This is a genomic window from Paenibacillus sp. S02 (assembly GCF_019454065.1).
Classification (GTDB): domain Bacteria; phylum Bacillota; class Bacilli; order Paenibacillales; family Paenibacillaceae; genus Paenibacillus; species Paenibacillus polymyxa_B.
Genome location: NZ_CP073682.1, coordinates 2,698,500 through 2,715,966, shown reverse-complemented (window position 1 = coordinate 2,715,966; position 17,467 = coordinate 2,698,500). Strand labels below are relative to the sequence as shown.

19 protein-coding genes and 2 pseudogenes are annotated in these 17,467 nt (G+C 37.2%); 3 read left to right on the top strand and 18 right to left on the bottom strand.

Features of this window, described 5'->3' with window-relative positions; all coding sequences use genetic code 11:
• Window positions 1–124 precede the first annotated feature (124 nt).
• Window positions 125–433 (bottom strand): TetR/AcrR family transcriptional regulator, encoded by a 309-nt coding sequence (locus KAI36_RS11960; protein WP_258382285.1) that lies wholly within the window; start codon window positions 431–433, stop codon window positions 125–127.
• Between the two features lie 146 nt (window positions 434–579).
• On the opposite strand from KAI36_RS11960, the gene KAI36_RS11955 reads away from it, so the two are divergent.
• Window positions 580–1,692 (top strand): alpha/beta fold hydrolase, encoded by a 1,113-nt coding sequence (locus KAI36_RS11955; RefSeq protein ID WP_220027839.1) that lies wholly within the window; start codon window positions 580–582, stop codon window positions 1,690–1,692.
• A 624-nt stretch (window positions 1,693–2,316) separates the two neighbouring features.
• Window positions 2,317–3,066 (top strand): class I SAM-dependent methyltransferase, encoded by a 750-nt coding sequence (locus KAI36_RS11950; RefSeq protein ID WP_220027838.1) that lies wholly within the window; start codon window positions 2,317–2,319, stop codon window positions 3,064–3,066.
• 306 nt (window positions 3,067–3,372) lie between these two features.
• Here KAI36_RS11950 and KAI36_RS27220 read toward each other — a convergent pair.
• The 8 genes and pseudogenes from KAI36_RS27220 to KAI36_RS11910 form a co-directional block, all read right to left on the bottom strand.
• Window positions 3,373–3,627: pseudogene (locus tag KAI36_RS27220) on the bottom strand (acyl-CoA thioester hydrolase/BAAT C-terminal domain-containing protein); the annotation flags it as partial.
• Between the two features lie 591 nt (window positions 3,628–4,218).
• A complete protein-coding gene (locus KAI36_RS11940; protein WP_258382283.1) occupies window positions 4,219–4,479 on the bottom strand; it encodes a hypothetical protein in 261 nt (86 codons plus the stop codon).
• Between the two features lie 83 nt (window positions 4,480–4,562).
• Window positions 4,563–4,883: a hypothetical protein gene (locus KAI36_RS11935; protein ID WP_258297994.1), complete on the bottom strand. Its 321-nt coding sequence runs from the start codon at window positions 4,881–4,883 to the stop codon at window positions 4,563–4,565.
• Window positions 4,870–6,101, bottom strand: a pseudogene (locus KAI36_RS11930) (WXG100 family type VII secretion target). The gene KAI36_RS11935 and the pseudogene KAI36_RS11930 overlap by 14 nt, the downstream one beginning before the upstream one ends.
• A 338-nt stretch (window positions 6,102–6,439) precedes the next feature.
• Window positions 6,440–6,718, bottom strand: a complete 279-nt coding sequence (locus tag KAI36_RS11925; protein ID WP_220027837.1) for a DUF6809 family protein — start codon at window positions 6,716–6,718, stop codon at window positions 6,440–6,442.
• Between the two features lie 404 nt (window positions 6,719–7,122).
• Window positions 7,123–8,244, bottom strand: a complete 1,122-nt coding sequence (locus tag KAI36_RS11920; protein WP_220027836.1) for an alpha/beta hydrolase — start codon at window positions 8,242–8,244, stop codon at window positions 7,123–7,125.
• Window positions 8,245–8,307: 63 nt separating this feature from the next.
• Window positions 8,308–8,760 carry a MarR family winged helix-turn-helix transcriptional regulator gene (locus tag KAI36_RS11915; protein ID WP_025718962.1) on the bottom strand — a complete coding sequence of 151 codons (453 nt, stop codon included), beginning with the start codon at window positions 8,758–8,760 and terminating at the stop codon, window positions 8,308–8,310.
• Between the two features lie 188 nt (window positions 8,761–8,948).
• Complete coding sequence (locus KAI36_RS11910; protein WP_025718964.1) at window positions 8,949–9,785, bottom strand: MerR family transcriptional regulator; 837 nt, start codon at window positions 9,783–9,785, stop codon at window positions 8,949–8,951.
• A gap of 131 nt (window positions 9,786–9,916) precedes the next feature.
• Between KAI36_RS11910 and KAI36_RS11905 the strand changes: the two genes are divergently transcribed.
• Window positions 9,917–10,738 carry an NAD(P)H-binding protein gene (locus KAI36_RS11905; RefSeq protein WP_220027835.1) on the top strand — a complete coding sequence of 274 codons (822 nt, stop codon included), beginning with the start codon at window positions 9,917–9,919 and terminating at the stop codon, window positions 10,736–10,738.
• 94 nt (window positions 10,739–10,832) lie between these two features.
• Here the strand turns inward: KAI36_RS11905 and KAI36_RS27695 are convergent, their stop codons facing one another.
• The 9 genes from KAI36_RS27695 to KAI36_RS11860 form a co-directional block, all read right to left on the bottom strand.
• On the bottom strand, window positions 10,833–10,997 hold the full coding sequence (locus KAI36_RS27695) for a hypothetical protein (protein ID WP_481856518.1): 165 nt from the start codon (window positions 10,995–10,997) through the stop codon (window positions 10,833–10,835).
• On the bottom strand, window positions 10,981–11,832 hold the full coding sequence (gene panB / locus KAI36_RS11895; RefSeq protein WP_220027834.1) for a 3-methyl-2-oxobutanoate hydroxymethyltransferase: 852 nt from the start codon (window positions 11,830–11,832) through the stop codon (window positions 10,981–10,983). Before panB ends, KAI36_RS27695 begins: the two co-directional genes overlap by 17 nt.
• Window positions 11,833–11,847: 15 nt before the next feature.
• Window positions 11,848–12,624: an AraC family transcriptional regulator gene (locus KAI36_RS11890; protein WP_220027833.1), complete on the bottom strand. Its 777-nt coding sequence runs from the start codon at window positions 12,622–12,624 to the stop codon at window positions 11,848–11,850.
• A gap of 24 nt (window positions 12,625–12,648) precedes the next feature.
• Window positions 12,649–13,224: a LysE family translocator gene (locus tag KAI36_RS11885; RefSeq protein ID WP_220027832.1), complete on the bottom strand. Its 576-nt coding sequence runs from the start codon at window positions 13,222–13,224 to the stop codon at window positions 12,649–12,651.
• A 448-nt stretch (window positions 13,225–13,672) separates the two neighbouring features.
• Window positions 13,673–14,035, bottom strand: coding sequence for a VOC family protein (locus KAI36_RS11880; RefSeq protein WP_258297988.1), 363 nt, complete (start codon window positions 14,033–14,035; stop codon window positions 13,673–13,675).
• A 225-nt stretch (window positions 14,036–14,260) separates the two neighbouring features.
• The gene (locus KAI36_RS11875; protein WP_220027830.1) at window positions 14,261–14,884 is read right to left on the bottom strand and encodes a histidine phosphatase family protein; all 624 of its coding nucleotides are present in this window, start codon (window positions 14,882–14,884) and stop codon (window positions 14,261–14,263) included.
• Window positions 14,881–16,125 carry a gluzincin family metallopeptidase gene (locus tag KAI36_RS11870; protein ID WP_220027829.1) on the bottom strand — a complete coding sequence of 415 codons (1,245 nt, stop codon included), beginning with the start codon at window positions 16,123–16,125 and terminating at the stop codon, window positions 14,881–14,883. Before KAI36_RS11870 ends, KAI36_RS11875 begins: the two co-directional genes overlap by 4 nt.
• A gap of 219 nt (window positions 16,126–16,344) precedes the next feature.
• Entirely contained in the window at window positions 16,345–17,040 is a 696-nt protein-coding gene (locus tag KAI36_RS11865) for a pseudouridine synthase (protein WP_220027828.1), read from the bottom strand.
• Between the two features lie 115 nt (window positions 17,041–17,155).
• Window positions 17,156–17,353, bottom strand: a complete 198-nt coding sequence (locus KAI36_RS11860) for a DUF3934 family protein (protein WP_013310240.1) — start codon at window positions 17,351–17,353, stop codon at window positions 17,156–17,158.
• Between the last annotated feature and the right edge of the window lie 114 nt (window positions 17,354–17,467).

Sequence of the window (17,467 nt, the reverse complement as noted above, 5' to 3'; positions counted from 1 at the left end):
ACACATCCCTTCGAGGGGTGCATATTCTTTATGTTTAAAGTTCTTTTCTATATCAACCAAGTAATCTCACCGCCCTCATACTAGCTAAAACATTTAACCTTGATACAAGTCAGACTTTAACTGATTAAAAATATATTCTTGCATTTGATCTAAAAGAAGAATGATGTTCGCGTCTTTGACATTTTTCGCCTTCTTCCATGGGATCAAAACGCTGCTCAATTTCAACTTTAAAATCAGAAGCATACTGTTTAACTATTTTTTCTAGCAAGTCGTACTTATCCAAATAATGACTATAAAAAGTAGAACGTCCGATAAGAGATTGATCACAAATTTTTTTGATCGTAATATCTTTAAAATCATGTTGTTGGAGTAATTCTATTAAAGCTCGCTCAATAGCTATTTTTGTTTTATAAATTCTGATATCTTCATTCATTTAACCACTTGCTCCTTATGTGTAAGTTTTCGAACACTTCATATATAACATGTAAGATATCTTACAGATTATGCGATACTAATTATTTTTTATGTAGTAACTATACTCTATAGTAAGCACATACCCAAATTGAAGGAGGAAAATATATGTTTAAATCATATGTAAATAATGAACAATTCAATCTTCAAATTAATCGTTTTATCAATGATTATTACCAAGAAGATGATCGAGCACAAGCTGACTTGGAAAAAATGATTCCGAAATTAAACGACACCCATAGCTGGTATGAAGCTTGGCTCTATTTTGCAAAGAAACGCGAAGATAGCAAGGACTATGACTTAGCCTCAGTCTACTATCAAGCTGCAGAATTTTATCTTGCAAATACAGACCCCAATAAAGAAAAAATGTATCAAAAATATAGAGAAACATTCTATAAAGGCTTTCATGATTTTGATTATGAATCCTACAAGATTCCCTATGAAGATTCCTATCTTCCTGCTGTAAAATTGTTGGCGCCTGGAGCTACGAAAACATTACTTGTCTTTGGTGGGTATGATTCTTACATGGAAGAGATGCTTAAAATGATGAAATTCATGAAGGGAATTCATTACAATATTATTGTATTTGATGGTCCAGGCCAAGGAACTGCATTAAAAAACGGACTAAAATTCATTCATAACTGGGAAAAGCCCATATCAGCGGTGATTGATTATTTCAAATTAGATCGTGTAAGTCTCGTAGGTGCTTCTTGGGGAGGGTATTTAGCTATGCGTGCGGCAGCCTTCGAAAAGAGAATCGATAAAGTAGTTGCTTTTAACATTTTCTATTGCGGCTTAGATGCCTTAAAAATGGGCATGCCAGAAGAAACGTATCAGAGTATAATGCAGCTAGTCAATCGTAATGAAGTAGATCAAGTGAATTCATTATTCGAACAGATGATGACTCACAATATTGATTTGCATTGGAAGATTACCAAAGGGATGGAAAACACCGGTGAAGCAACGCCTTTTGATCTCATTAAAAATTTTGAAAAGCACACAATGCAAGGCATTGGGGCATTCATTAATCAAGATGTTCTTTTACTAGCTGGAGAAGATGATCAATACGTACCTATTAGCCGACTCGCACAAATCCAACAAGAATTAATCAATGCTGCGTCCATTACAACCAAAGTATTTACTAAAGAAACAGGTGGTGAGCAACACTGCCAAGCAGGTCACAGGGAATTAGCCTTTTATGAAATGAAGAAATTCCTATAACAAAGATGAATAAATACTAAAAGTATTTCACATAAAAAATTAAGAGTATTGTTAATGCGGATATTTAGTAAATATTTAAAAGAATTATGTATAACGAATGGTTTCCCCCAAAGGGGAAACCGCCTTTTTTACGTCTCACTTTGATCTGCGTATTTAATAAGAATTTTATCACCTATGATTTTTTTATTTCCGGGTAGGTTAAATGATCTAATCCTTTGTTTGTCCCTACTATAATTGTATCTTCATCTTTTGACTCAAAAGTTAAACTAACATCCATTATTTTTTCCATTTTAAACGTTAACCCCTTTATCGTTCTTCAATATAAAGTCCTCCTTAATATCACGTACACGTAAATCAGCACTTTTTAAACGGGTTATGGCATCCCTTAGTAGTGTAATTTTCAAGAGATGTTAAATTAGGTTTAAAGACACGCTCTCGTCCAGTAAAAAGATATTGCCTCATCCGATCCGCTAAATTAGCGGCTTTTTTAAAAAAAGTGCTTGGGAGCCATTCCTTTTTTATAAAACATCAACATGGTTTCCATATATCGAAAAACCGAGAAATAGATGGTATAATGAAGGATGATTTAAAGAAATCTGTATTGTAGTGGAGGGATGATTCATATTGATAAATCACGATAATCTTGAAGAGTATCGAGACCCGATTAATTATGATCTTGAATTTGGCGGCGAGACTAATAAATATAATTTTTATCTTGATATGGCTAGATTGAACCCAGGCGAGGTTCTAGAACTTGCATGTGGTACAGGATTGACAACCATTCATATATCAAAATCGGGGATACATATAACAGGTGTTGATATTTCTTCATCGATGCTTGAATATGCGCGGGTTAAAGCTCAAGGTTTGCCTGTGGATTTTATTGAAGCTGATGCTCGTACATTCGATTCCGAAAAGCGTTTTTCCATGATTTATTTGACAGGAAATGCATTCCAGGCATTTTTGAGCGATGAGGATCAACGAGCCTTACTCGAAACCGTCTACAAGCACCTAGAGCCAAATGGGATGTTTGTTTTTGAAACACGAAACCCCTTGGGAACCGATTTATCCAACCAAGAGGAAAGCATCTGGGGAAAATTTATCGATAAGGATGGAATTAAAGTCAAGGTTTCTGGGACACAGTCGTATGATTCAAGTAACCAGATCATGCACTGGGTCACGTTCCGAGATTGGGGGTCGGAGAAAACAACTTCTCGAATTGCATGTCGCTTTACTGATAATGACACGCTTCAGCGTTTATTAACGAGCCGCGGCTTTTATATCGAAAATCAATATTCGGACTGGGATAAAACACCGTTCACTCCTTCATCTCCTTCCATCATTAGTGTTTGTCGAAAAAAACATGGATCCTAAAACGAATAATCCCGGAATGTTCATCCCAAGTGTTTGCCGACCGCGCGTATGATATCCATGCCATTCGCATGTTTTTGAAGGAATAACAGGCTATTCCAGTGATTCCCGGAAAGAAAAATCGCCGAGTCACCCTAAAATATGATCAGGACGTTTACAAAAAAACGTTATTTGGTGGAATGCTTCTTTAATAAAGTAAAGAATTTATCGTCATCTGACGACTCACTATGATAAATTGGCGTGTACATTCAAGTCTTTTTTGGCCTTGGCAACCATTATGGTCTGGCTTGCCTGAGTTGAAGACACGCCCTAATTCATAAAAAATTCTATTGTTTTCTGCCAAGAATCTGATTGACCAAAAGAATTTCCTTTTAAAGTACCCCCACAAGTAAAAACGCCTCCACCCATTTTTAAGTTCAATGTTTCGCTTAAAGGTATAATAAACGGTAATGGTAATGAGTGACCTAAATCCTTATAGTCTAAAAGATTGTATTTGTATTTATAATTGTTTTTTTTCAAAATACTCATTATTTCTACACATGCCTCGTTAGTATTCCAAATATTATCTTGATGACCTTAAATTAGCAATAAATTTGCATTTGCATTCTCTATTTTTATTCGAGCCTCCTCTTTATTTCTTGCCCTTTCCACACTTTTTTTATATGTAGTATTAAAACCAAAAGGTATATTCTTTTCTAAGCAATGACGCTGATGGTCGTAAAAAATATCATTAGTTCCCTATTCGTTATGAACGATCAGTCCGCTCACATATCTCTTGCCTTGGAAAACGTTCGGGGTTTAGGTTCTCCAATCTCGTAAGCAACTAGCTCAATATTAAACAATTCCTTTATTGAAGAAAAATACAGCTAGCGTTCATCCACCAATACTCCGTAATATCCTTTACTCATCTATGGTGGACTTTCCCACTTCTAAGTAGATTCCTCTAGATCCACATTTCCGACGATTCTGGACTTAATCTAAACTCTTAAAATAAATTGAGACGAAAGCACTACAGCTTGATTAAGCATCCTGTTCATTTGTTTTTTCTCCATTTAGATATAAAAAAACTTATTTCTCCTCAGCGTTCGAGGTGAAATAAGTTTTTAACTGAGTACATTTATCCAGATGGACAAGAGGCATTACCATTCGATTTCTTCAAATAAACGGAAAACCATCTTTTTTTTCAAATTCATCTAATAACTTAAACCCAGTTATCTCATCTTCTTTTTCTCCAAGTTTTATCATAGTAGCTATTGCTAAGTCTCCCAACTTATAATGGCCTAACAGCTTATCTTGATGTTCCCTTTTTAAAGATAATCCATTTAATTTTTTAAATATTTCCTCAATACGAATGCCTTCTTTTCCGATATGTGTCATTGCATGATATAAAACTATGGGGTTCTTTTCTTCTAGCAAATTTTCTAACTCATCTATTGAACATTTTCCTTCTTCAATTTTTTTACTATATTCATTTTATTCCTCCTTTAAACAGATATTAATTAATGTTCCAAACTGTAAATACTTGCCCCCACTTGAACAAGATCAGGAGATGCTAACTTACCAATGCATATTCCAATATTCTTCTTTTCAGCCATTGAAGTTGAAATTTGAACAGAGCTAACGCTTAATACCATTTCATTTTGATTTGCATATTTAATAAGAATTTTATTACCTATCATTTTTTTTATTTCTGGGTAGGTTAAATGGTCTAATCCTTTGTTTGTTCCTACTATAATTGTACCTTCATCTTTTGACTCAAAAGTTAAACTAACATCCATTATTTTTTCCATTTTAAACGTTGCCCCTTTATCGTTCTTCAATATAAAGTTCTCCCTTAACATCACGTATACGCAAATCAGCACTTTTTAATCGGGTTATGGCATCCCTCAGTAGCGTCATCCTTTCTATTGATGTTAAATCGGGAGCGAACCTTGCAGCTCTTATACTAGCTTGGGCTTCATCTAGAGCAAAATTTCTTTTAAATGCATCTGGAGTAACATCATATAATTCAAATGCTCTCCCTGCCTTATATGCCTCATAGTGTCCCACAATTTCATGTGCAATCGTTGCCTTGGCTGACACACGCGAGTTAGCACTTAAGGTTCCAACTCCTGTATGCTCTGCTGGTAATACATCTGTATTATAATAAATCTATCGTACATCATACCTGTATTCCAATCATCATAAAAACCAGGTCTACTCATTATTATATTATCTTCGGGAAAATCCAACGATTTAGTATACTGGATAATCTCCGTTTTCTGGACATCTGTTAATGGCAATTCATTACGCAACCCGTCCGAAGAAATTTGTCGTAAGTCCACTGCTCCCTCATACTTAATAGATGTTTTCAAACTAATCTTGGGTTTGATTACTGAACTTACTCCTCCAAATAATCCTGCTGTACCGATCATATTAGCCCAGTGTTCTTTTGACCATGCATTTGTGGGATTAAATGCTCCCTGAATCATGCCCGATACTCCAAATGTACCGAAATTGAGCATGTCATTCCATGAATCGTTTTGTTTAGCTGCCCGTTCCACGTACCCTTGATACATTCCCTTCGGAATGCCGTACGACATATAATCTAGGAAGCTCCAGACTGAATTAAATTTCTTCTCATAACGTACCGAATTAGCGTTTACAAAGTCCTGACCCAGTTCAGTTAGGCTATCTGCCGATTTCTGAAATGCATTTCGTGTATCTGGAGTAGGAACAGCACACGTATTAGGTGGAGGAGGTAAACAACCCACATCAATATTGCTTGCTTCCATCAGATCAGCTAATCTGAATTTTTCAGCATGATGACGCAGTTCTCTTGCAATAGATTCTGTCAGTGTAACAAAGTCATTCATATTCTTCTGAGATGTTTGGAATCTATAATAGAATTGCTCCTTTGTTATACCCTCCCAAAATCGTTCCATAAACGAAATTTGATGCGATAACTGACTATTCATTTGCATCGCCGTTTGCTGCGCAAGCTCAAATTTCTTAGAGACGGATATAAGTTGTTCAGGTGTCACTTTAATTGTTGTCATAATTTACCTCGGTTTAGGTTCGTTCAGACATAATAACATTATTCAAATTTATGGAAAACCATCTCTACTCCTAATTGTTAAAAGAATAAGAAGACTTAAACCTATGACCTCTGACTTATATTTATCAAATACAGCTTCTTCTTTGTTATAAAAAAGCACCTCTATAACTCCTCATCTTCTGCTGAATATTCATGAAAATATATCTTATTTCAGTTATATGATCATAAGATTAACAACCGTCTTATATTAAATAAGCCGGTACGCTATAGCGTCCGGCCCTTGCCTTTTAACTCTATTCTGTAAAAGTTTTCTTTCCCTTTACTTTACAAAGGTATACCTTAGTTTCGATAATTTTTCCCATCAAATATTTCTACCATCATCAAAACTCCCGTTTTGTACCCAGAAATATAATCCGAAGCAGATAATATAGAAATTAAGACATCATTTAAATCAGATAGTTCTTCAATTAACTTATAATCTTGTTCTGGCAATCTTGCTTTTAGAGTCTCCATAGAAGCGGATATTTTCTGATGAGTTAGTTCAAGTTCAGGGTTCTTCGGTTTGATTCGTTCACTTGGATACCATTTTCCGTAATATAAATCCTCCAAGATACTCATTTCATCTTCTCCTTCTTGATACAGACTTTGCGTAAATTTCGGAATCCGTAGATGCATTTTGTTCTCTAAAAATAAGAATATCCTATTGGAAATATCAATATTGAATTTTAGCGAATATTTCACTAGGAATAATTGAAGGACTACTGGCCAATTTCCACCAAACAAGCACAGACTATTTATTAAATAGAACAAACCAAAAAAAGCCCTACCCCTCAGGATAGAGTTCTAAAATCATCATGACATCTCACATATGAGCATTTTCCGCTACAAAATTATCTGATCCTATTGTTCGGTCGGCATCTTCCGTTCAAGCAACAATTTCATCTTGATATCCAATGGGTAAGGGAACCGCCATAAATGGGGCTCCCTTTTTTTAATAAAATAACATGAATATTTAGAATAGCTCATTTATTAAGCAATTTTTTTGTTACCCAAGTTATAGCTGCATTATTGACATCTTCACCCTGGCCTCCGTGAGGTGCTTTAGAGTTAGACATAAAAATATTTTCTACTCCAGTATGGTTAAGAGCATCTCTAAGTCTCCAACTTTGTTGAATAGATACTAAACTGTCACGTCCTCCATGTGCAATAAACATTGGTGGATCATCTGAAGATACATAATTTATAGGACTTGCCAATTCTGCCAACTTTACTTTTTCCCAATAAGGAGAATTGGTTTGTTTTTTATCCCGAATATCTCTCAGGACTGCCACACCTTGTCCTTCTTTATCAAATCCAAGAAGTTTGGCTTCAGCTGCTCGTGGAGAGTCATGTGTTTCGGCTGCCTCCTCAGGAGATTGCAGGGTTGGGTCCATCTCAGGTCCCATGGTAAACATATCTGTTGGACCGTAAAAATCAACTGCAGCCATTACTTTGCTTGAATACTCAAGATTGCCCCCAACATCACCTTCAAGCTCTTTTATATCACTGGTAACAGCGAGTTCGGTAGCCAGATGTCCACCTGCAGAATTTCCTGCAACTACAATTTTTTCTGGATCAATACCGTATTCCTTGGCATGTGCACGCAGATATCTGATACTGCCCTTAACATCATACATTGGAGCCGGGAAAATAGCTTCGCCACTTAGCCGATAATCTATGGAAACGAAAGTGATTTTATCCTCTAATACTTTTTTAAAAACTTGGTATGCTGAATCTGTAGCCACTTGATCTGTGGCTCTACCTGTCATTTGTGATGGTCGATTTGGTGGTGCGGCTGTTTTCTTTTTTGCATCTTTAGGAGCATCATCGCCCTGATAGTCCCCTATAAGCCATCCTCCTCCATGAACATACACCAAGACAGGAGTTGCTTCGGTTACACCCTCCGGCTTGAAGATGTTCATTTTTAACTCTTTTTTCTTTCCATCGTCATTAGTTACGGTTGCATACACCACATCTTTATAGGTAGGAGCCATACTAATAACATCTGTAGGAGGACTTTCAGCTGCTGCGAAACTTTCCTTTTGTGTGGCAAAAACCAATGTTGCTAAAAGTGCGAAGGATACAATTCTTAGTTTTTTATTCATACTCTCTCTCCTTGAATATATTATTGATACTGGTCTGGAATCATTTGATTTGAATTAGGATTCTCACTTTTTTTCATTCTCGCATTCTATCAGGTTATCTAAAGTTCTTATTAAGAAACTTTGATACAATGCTATTTCATCCTCGCTAAATCCCTTGTAAAAAATCTCTCCGACTTCATCAATAATTTTTTTGTTCAATTCCACTAGATTTTCATTTCTATTCACTACTTTAACTATTGTTTTCCGTTTGTCTGTTTGGCAAGGCATAAAACTGATATGTCCTGCTTTTTCCAACTTAGTTAATATACTCGTTAAAGTTGACTTTTGAAGATTGGTAATCCTTGAGATTTCATGTATAGGTATTTCGTCTTTTGTCCAAAGATAAAACAAAATCCTTGCTTGTGTTGCTGTTAAAGTATCAACCTCAGATTCCCTGTGTTTTCTTGAAACTATTCTAGCCAGCAATGCATCTATTGATGCTGATAAAAAAACAGATCTTCCTTTTATAATTCTCATTTGCACCTCCATTTTTTCAAAAAAAGTACCATGTCGTACTAAAATTATAGTTCGATATGGTACTATTTTCAAGATGTTTTTTTGAATGCTTGCATTTATTATCTCTTGCGACCTGTAGATCACCCCAATTAATAGTAGTAAGTACGGCTCAACAGACATTAGGCATTCACTACAGCGAGGAAGCTGTTTTATTGGGATGCATGGATGGTTAAAATTTGAACAGAGATCTTAATTAAATACTCTTCATAACCTCTAACTGAAAGATCATCTAACAAAACATCCTCATAAAAAAACCCCTGTAATTCTATGCTCTTATCTTTAGCATAATTTATTATTCGATCATAAGTGTCACATACGCTCGAGTATCCTTCTGTATGGTACGCGATTAAATATGTTCCTTTTTCTCGCTTGAAATTTGAATAATTTGATTTTTTACTAACTCTAGTAAAAAGATAATCATAATTGAATGTTTCATTTGCTAAGACTCTTTTAGTATCTCTCATCCAGCCTACTGTATGGGAAGCATCAATACTATAAATGTTCAAGTACTTTTCGTGTTTTATCATAGAATCGTAAATGCTTTTATCATTTGTGTAAGGATCAGCCTCTGTTACTACCAAAAACTCCTTCTTTTTTTCCTCAATAATAATATCAGTTGAAATGATCTCAGTTGCTGCTTGGGTAATACGTTTCTTCTCTGATATTATACTTTTCATTTTTTGCAGTTGTTTAATTTTTGAATTCAGCATTGCCTCTTCTTTCCCAAGTAGGACAATGAGCTCCTGAGGTGACCTTTTATTTAAATACTCTTTTATCTCTTTTAATGGCATTTCTAATTCTTTAAGTATTGAAATCACTTTAAAAACATCAATTTGATTAATTGAATAATATCTATACCCATTTTCAGCTTTAAATTCAGGAGAAAGAATTCCAAGTCGATCATAGTGAAATAAAGTATCCTTGCTAATACCCATTACTTTTGCAAATTGTCCTGACGTTAAATGAGTTTGAACATTATTCTCCATGAAATCCCTCCTTGACTATGGTGCTACACCACACTTTATTATAACCAAGTAACCTTCAAATAGCAGTAGACCATGAGGAGTATCTAATCGAAAGTAATACCTAAATAATTAATCTTGGGAGGATATAAGGAATGAAAGTTCTAGTTACAGGAGCAACAGGAAGTGTGGGAAGTCGTATTGTTGAACAACTACTTGCAAAAGATATAGAAGTAAAGGCATTATCAAGGAAGGAAAGCAACTTGCCTAAAGGAGCACAAGTAGTTCTAGGTGATCTTGATATTCCCGAAACTATAAAAGCACATCTCCATACTATAGATAGCTTGTTCCTGATCACTCAGAGTGAACAAACGGACGAAAAATTTATAAAAAACAAAAGAATTATTCAGATGGCAAAACAAGCTAATGTTGCAAGAATTGTAGCCCTGATAGATTTTGAAGGGAACCCAATTGAGGACGTTATTAAAAATAGCGGAATGGAATGGACTTTATTAAAGCCAGTGGAATTTATGAAAAATGCACTTTACAGTGGTTGGACAGAATCAATCCAAAAAGAAGGACTTATTCGTACGGCTTTCCCCGATAGTTTAAGCGCTAGAATTCATGAAGCTGATATCGCTGATGTCGCAGTAAAGGCACTAACAGAAGAAGGCCATGATAAGCGGACATATGATTTGACAGGACCAGAAGCATTGTCTCCAAGAAGTATGGTTAAACAAATTTCTGTAGTTATAGATAAATACATTGATCTTGTTAAAATTACAGAAGAACAAGTAAAACAAGATTGGAAAAGCAAAGGCTATGACAATGAATTTATTGAATATTTTATTATAGAGATGGGGAAAAACCCTCCTAAAGGAGCCTATACAGTTCTACCGACAGTAGAACAAGTTACAGGCAAGCCAACCAGAACATTTACTCAATGGGTTATTGAAAACAAGCATTATTTTGTATAACCCCTTATGTGTTTTGCTAATTACCTAACGGAAAACGTTAGTTGAACCTAGCACTAGTTGAACGAGGAATGGCAAAGAGTAAAACGATACTACATTAGACTGATCCAAGTAATAGAAACAGCGGCAGCCATGGACGGAAAAATAAAGTCCTGGACTGCCGCTGTTTTATTGAACTCAGTAAAAGCGCATCTGTAATTTCGTTAGCCAGACTTTTTCCGTGTTCATAAGGGATAATCGGATCTTCAGTACCGAGAATCACCAGCCTTACCTCCATAAAGTACTTTCAGTTCCTCTTCCTTCATCGTAAAAGTATGTTTTTCTTCAGGAAACCGTTTATTCTTCACATCAGCAGTATAAGCTTGAATGGACTCCAATATAAACGGATTCAGCGAATGGTATTGTTTCACAAACTTAGGAACTCGTTCAACACCATAGCCTAAAATATCATGATATACGAGAACCTGGGCATCCACATCCAATCCAGCACCAATTCCAATCACCGGAATCGAAAGGGCTTTGGCTACTTCTTCTGCAAGTTGTCTTGGAACACATTCCAAAAGAAGAGCAAATGCTCCAGCCGCTTCACATTTCTTAGCATCTTCCAGCAATTTTTTAGCGGCTAATGCATCTTTTCCCTGCACCTTATATCCGCCTAAAACTCCAACAGTTTGCGGAGTCAGCCCCAGGTGGGAGCAAACAGGAATTCCTGCTCTTGTCAGGGCGGCGATATGTTCGACGACTTCATTGGCACCTTCCAGCTTCACCGCATGGGCACCGGCATCTTGAACTAATTCCCCAGCATTGATTAATGTATCTCTAACAGACAAATGATAGGTTAAAAACGGCATATCCGTAATGATAAATGTATCCTTCGCTCCTCGTTTAACAGCTTTCGTGTGGTGAATCATGTCTTCGATTGTAACTGGAATTGTTGAATCGTAACCCAGAACAACCATTCCAAGCGAATCACCAACCAATATGACGTCAACGCCCCCTTGTTCTGCAAGCTTTGCAGAAGGATAGTCATAGGCTGTTAACATGACAATCTTTTCATTGTTTTGCTTCATTTTCAACAAATCTGTAGTTTGTTTCAACGTATCCCCTCCTCCTCAATTTAAATGTGACATATATTCAAATGCTGTTGTTCCATATACACTTTTAAAGTGTTTATTTAAATGGGTTAAATCAACAAAACCACATTCTGCTACTGCTGAATAAATATCTCTATTTTTTTCTATTAACTGCTTTGCACGTTCGATCTTGCAGTTAAGAAAGTATTGGTATGGTGAAATTCCAGTATGAGCATTGAATAATCGGATAAACTGAAATTTCGATAAATTAAGCTCTTTACATATCTCGTCAAGTTTAAGTACATGTTCTAAGTTGGTATGAATCATATCCTTCGCTATTCGAATTAACACGTTCTCTTTCTTATTGTCTGTAGAAAGATTGGTTTGAAAAAGGCAATCCGTCAAGGATAAAAGTAATTCGCTACACAAAGCCTCATCTTTTTCGCTTAAGATAGCATTAGAAAGACTTAATATTTTTTGTTCAAGACTATAGTCATACACAATTGGCGTTGAAAACCGTACGATATCCTTGTGCTCAATAATCTCTAAAAGCAATTGTGGCTCAATATATAGCATGACATAATCAAGCCCCACCTCATTATGTGCCATTCCGTCATGCGCCTGTTCTGGATTAAAAAGCATCACACCATTTTGATAGGATAACTGTAAGCTGCCATCCAAGGTATACTCTTGAATTCCACGCAATGTTACGCCTATTGCATACTCCATGTGAGAGTGCTTCTTATACTTAAATTCAGAAAGACTTGCTGATAATGCAGTAATCCCTGCTGATTTCTTATAGATAAATTTGTCCATTTCAATCACCCCTAACAAGCTTACCTACATCCATATCATTATGGCCGCATAAGCTAAAAATAAGGCCATCATTACATTAACAGTCTTTTTATGCTTTTGTAAAAACTCCTTGAAAATTGCACCGAAAAGAACCCATGTTATAAATGCTAAAAATCCAATAAGCGTTATAGCGACAATACTTATCGTCACCGCAGGTATTGCGATATAGTGGGGCATAATAAAACTAGGAATTACAGTCATTGTAAATAGTACTACCTTTGGATTTAGAAACTGCATAAGGAAGCCTGACATAAAGGTAGCTGATTGGTTTACGGTTGGATTGGATGTATCCATTTTGTAAACTTGATAGGCGAGATAGAACATATAACAGCTTCCGATTATCTGCATAACAATTAAAATTTTCGGTATGATTGTTATAAGCATAGTATTCAATATAGCAGAAATAACAAGTAATAAACCAAAAGCTAGAGTTGCTCCATACGTATATTTCATTGCTTTTTTTGCCCCAAAATTATGGACTGTAGATAATATAACGATATTAGTTGGACCTGGTGTAAAAGTGGCAATAAAACAGTAAATTAAAACAGATGTAATATTCATGAGGAAAACTCCTTTAACGTATTCTCATGAATATTACATCTTAAGATAAAAGGCATATAGTATATTATTGCAGGATTATATAAAGCTTCTTCCGCCATTAATGGATAATACTTAAGGACGCTCCCGCGCCTTTGCTGAGGCGACGTCGCCTGCTAGTGTTCGGTAATGTACGTGAGCTAAGCTATTGGAGATCGACGGCGGGATCGTCAATCATGGGATGATATACGTTTACGGTTGTTTATACAAATGTGGGGTCTGGGCTTTAGTGAGTGGAACTTGCAGTTTAGAAAGAGAATGACGACGAACATCCCTGGGGGCCTCGCCGCAGCTTTTTAGCTTATGACAACAAGGTTGAACTGACCGGAGGCACCTTTTAACAGCGGTATTCTTGCTCTGAACATTGGGCCAAGCTATTGACTCGAAAGCGCCTATGGTTAGGGGACACTATTCAATAGTTCGAAATTTCGATCAGATTACCATCAGGATCTCTTATATAAACAGATGTTATAGGAGCTAATGCGCCAGTTCTCTTTACAGGACCTTCTTCAATAGGTATTCCACAGCTATCCAAATGGAAAATCACATCTGATAGTTGGACGTCAGTTATAAAACATAGATCAGCACTACCAGACATGGGCATTTTTGCTTTTGGTTCAAACTCCTTACTTACTTCATGCAGGTTTATTTTTTGTTGTCCAAAGTGAAGTGCCTTTCTTCCCTCTTCAAAAGTGATAACTTCCATCCCTAATACTCGGCTATAAAAATCACAGGTTGTATTCACATTTCTAACTGTCAAAACCAAATGATCCAATTGAGAAATATGGATATCGTTCATCTCCCTTTTTTCGCTTATGCTACTAAGTACATTATACGATATAAAGTATTATTAAAAGCTATCGTTGCTATACAATTCCATTACTATTCAGATAATGATAACCTTCGTCCATAAGAAATGAAGTAAGAGACAGGATATATATTCCTGTCTCTCCTTCTCGAACTGGACTTGTATCTCTCAGTGCATCTAGCTTGAAAATTCTTAAGCCATTATTAAATCTTGCAGATGCTGAACATCAGCCTCAAGCTCTACTACCGCCCCGTGTTCCTCAATACTAACAATGCTTAAGCTTCCGTTTGGAATACTACGACGGTTCCTATACTCACTCAAAGGTTTAGATTCGACAAAATCAAGAATCATTTTAATGACGCCAGAATGAGAAACGATCAGTATCGTTTCTTCAACGTGTTTAACCTGAATCGATGTGACAAAAGTTATGACCCGTTTCTGCAAATCCTGAAAGTTTTCTCCTTGGGCAGGGTGAAACAACTCAGGGTGGTTTGTAAACTGTTCAAACAAAATAGGATCAGCTTGAGCAACGTCATCTCTGGTGCGCCCGTCCCACCCCGCAATATCCAGTTCGTACAAGTGATCATCCAGTGTAATGTCAATACTTCGATTGCCTTTTATAATTGAAGCTGTTCGAGCCGCTCTTTGGCTGGGGCTGGAATAGATCTTTGTAAACGGTATATCCTCTAACCTGTTTTCCAAGGCAGAAGCTTGTTTTAATCCCACATCTGTCAGCGGTGAATCCAATCGTGATTCCATCCGGTTCGCCAAAATACCTTCAGTTTCCCCGTGCCGTGCTATATAAATTCGGGTCATACAGTAACCAACTCGTCCACCACATGAATTTGAAATTGCAGCGGCTCCAGCATAGTTTCAGTTGTTATGCCCCGCCAATCAAAGCAACCACGTATAGTACCTTCATATTTGCCGTTGTAAAGTTGTCGGTCGGCCTCCAGAATATTTCCTAAAACTTTTCCATAGTGTAATTGATCCTTGGACGTTTTACTCCAAGCCGTTGCCATTAACCTGCCAAATTTATCGCGAGCATCGAGCAAGGCATCTTTAAACTCCTCTTCTTTCCCTAGATATTTGTCAGCGAATTGCTGCTGAACTCCAGGTATTTGATTACCATCGACATGGAAAGAAAGATCACCAAGCTCCTGGGAAATCAGGTCGCGTTCAATTAAATTACGCTGGAAAATTTCAACCAGAATATCAAATGCTCCACCTGTAAAAGGTTCTGATAACGCGTGTTCTTCTCTGCTAATACCACGCATTTTTTTATCATTAAATGCTAAACGAATTTCTCGCCCATTTCTCAACTCCCCTACGCGAGCTAACTCGTTTCTAGAGAACAAATTACCTTTGGTACTGTTCAAAAGATGATCAACAACAGAATTAAAATGTAAGCAGGAAACGATGGATACTAGATCGCCAAATGCTTCATGGTGCCCGTCGTATTCATCGGTACGATTAGAACGAGAGGGAATTCCAATAATTGAGTTCTTTATGGTATGGCCAAGTTCATGAGCAAGGACATCAAAATTTTCACAATACGGATTCTCTGGTCCTCCAGTTGGAGATCCGAATTCAAGGAAACCAGCAGGACTTGACCAAGCATTCTGAAATTCTACCAAAGGGATGAGCAGCAGCTTGGGAATATCGGAAGTCCAAGGCCAAGTAATTTTCCGTCCAAAGTAATCTTCCCATATTTCTAGTACCCGACGAACTGTTGCATACATCGTTGCAGCGGAAAAGGCCCGCTCACCGGGGCGCAGATGATCGAAGTGACCTTGAGAATTAGGTTGAACAGCCGGATTATGCGGTCCCACATACCGATAACGAAATGGAGGAGACTCTTCAGATCCAAACTCCTTTTTGTTCAGAGCGTCAACCACATATAATCGATCGTCTTCAGGGCCTGCTTCGATTGTTCCAGCCGGTATGTTAATGTAAACAACTTCAGGTTCTTCGAATCCAGATACAGTTTTGTCTTGAGCGTAAATCAAAAATTTTGTTCCATTTTCTCTGGCCTGTGCATCTAACATTTGTGACATAACTTCATTCTCCTCTATTTTTGTTTAACTACCTTATAGAGTCTGTTCATAAGTGGGTAAATAATTCTGTGTATATTTATGTAATTTTTGCAAAGTTATTATTGTTAATAGCTTGCAAAATGATAGTTTACAGTTACTTATTTCGCAGTTAACCTGGACATGCGTGGTAGAAAAAAACACACAGCGGGATTGATCCGCCATGTGCTCCTTTTGTTATTCTCAGTATTTCAATTCGGAAATAAGTAGCTCCAGTTCCTCCCTCTCCAGATGTCTCCATTGCCCACGTTCCAGATGATCCAAGGTAATATTCATAATTCGAACACGTTCCAACTTTAGCACCCTGTACCCCAAGGCCTTGCACATTCTGCGAATTTGCAAGTTCAGACCCTGCGTCAAAATAATGCGGAACTCGTATTCGCTCGTACGATCAACCTTGCACGGTTTGGTAATGACGTTCAATATTTCAACGCCACGAGACATGGCCTGCGTAAACTCGTTTGTAACAGGTTTGTCTACAGTCACTATATATTCCTTCTCATGACCATGCTCGGAACGCATCATTTGATTGACAATGCTTCCATCGTTGGTTAATAGAATGAGTCCCTCTGACGCTTTATCCAGCCTGCCAATGGCAAAAATACGTGAAGGATAATTGACATAACTAATAATATTGCCAGCCACTTGCTCCGCTGCGGTACAAACAATGCCTATAGGCTTATTCAGAGCCAAATATACAGGTTCAATGGAATTAAGCGGAATAGCTTCTCCATCAATCAGCACGATATCCTGTGGCTCTACTTCCGCGCCCGCTTCACAAACATTTCCATTAATCGTAATTCGTCCTGCTGCAATCAACCTATTGGTTTCCCGACGTGAGCAAAATCCTGTCTCACTTATGTACTTGTTAATTCTCACGATTCACCTGCTTCTGATTGTAATATGCGAGTATAAGTAAAATAATTAAAAAAACACCTGATTGTTCTTGCTTAATCAGATGTTCGCCGTTTACGACAACTTATACTTTCCCGGCTTATTTGCTACTGTTGCCGCCGCTTTTATTCCTTGTTGGTTTGGCAGTGCCGCCTTTTGTGCCACCTGCCGCTTTGCTTCCCGGTGCGCTTGTAGAAGCGCTTTTTGTCCTTACTGGCTTCGCAGTTTTGTTCCAGCGTGTCCAACCCTTACTACCTGTACCTCTGCCGGTCCCGCCGCCCTTGCTTTTTCCACCCATATGATCACTCCATTACTAGTCGTTCGGATTTAACTAAGCTATCATACCATTACTTTGATCATAATGCCCATTTGTTTTAAAAATTGAACACATTAAGCGCAAATACTTTCGCAA

Excerpts from the sequence above, each read along its gene's own strand:
- KAI36_RS11875 (WP_220027830.1), bottom strand. The coding sequence starts at position 14,884 with ATGACCCGAATTTATATAGCACGGCACGGGGAAACTGAAGGTATTTTG.
- KAI36_RS11870 (WP_220027829.1), bottom strand. The coding sequence starts at position 16,125 with ATGTCACAAATGTTAGATGCACAGGCCAGAGAAAATGGAACAAAATTT.
- KAI36_RS11915 (WP_025718962.1), bottom strand. The coding sequence starts at position 8,760 with ATGAGAATTATAAAAGGAAGATCTGTTTTTTTATCAGCATCAATAGAT.
- KAI36_RS11955 (WP_220027839.1), top strand. The coding sequence starts at position 580 with ATGTTTAAATCATATGTAAATAATGAACAATTCAATCTTCAAATTAAT.
- KAI36_RS11920 (WP_220027836.1), bottom strand. The coding sequence starts at position 8,244 with ATGAATAAAAAACTAAGAATTGTATCCTTCGCACTTTTAGCAACATTG.
- KAI36_RS11905 (WP_220027835.1), top strand. The coding sequence starts at position 9,917 with ATGAAAGTTCTAGTTACAGGAGCAACAGGAAGTGTGGGAAGTCGTATT.
- KAI36_RS11860 (WP_013310240.1), bottom strand. The coding sequence starts at position 17,353 with ATGGGTGGAAAAAGCAAGGGCGGCGGGACCGGCAGAGGTACAGGTAGT.
- KAI36_RS11910 (WP_025718964.1), bottom strand. The coding sequence starts at position 9,785 with ATGGAGAATAATGTTCAAACTCATTTAACGTCAGGACAATTTGCAAAA.
- KAI36_RS11885 (WP_220027832.1), bottom strand. The coding sequence starts at position 13,224 with ATGAATATTACATCTGTTTTAATTTACTGTTTTATTGCCACTTTTACA.
- KAI36_RS11890 (WP_220027833.1), bottom strand. The coding sequence starts at position 12,624 with ATGGACAAATTTATCTATAAGAAATCAGCAGGGATTACTGCATTATCA.
- KAI36_RS11925 (WP_220027837.1), bottom strand. The coding sequence starts at position 6,718 with ATGAGTATCTTGGAGGATTTATATTACGGAAAATGGTATCCAAGTGAA.
- KAI36_RS11960 (WP_258382285.1), bottom strand. The coding sequence starts at position 433 with ATGAATGAAGATATCAGAATTTATAAAACAAAAATAGCTATTGAGCGA.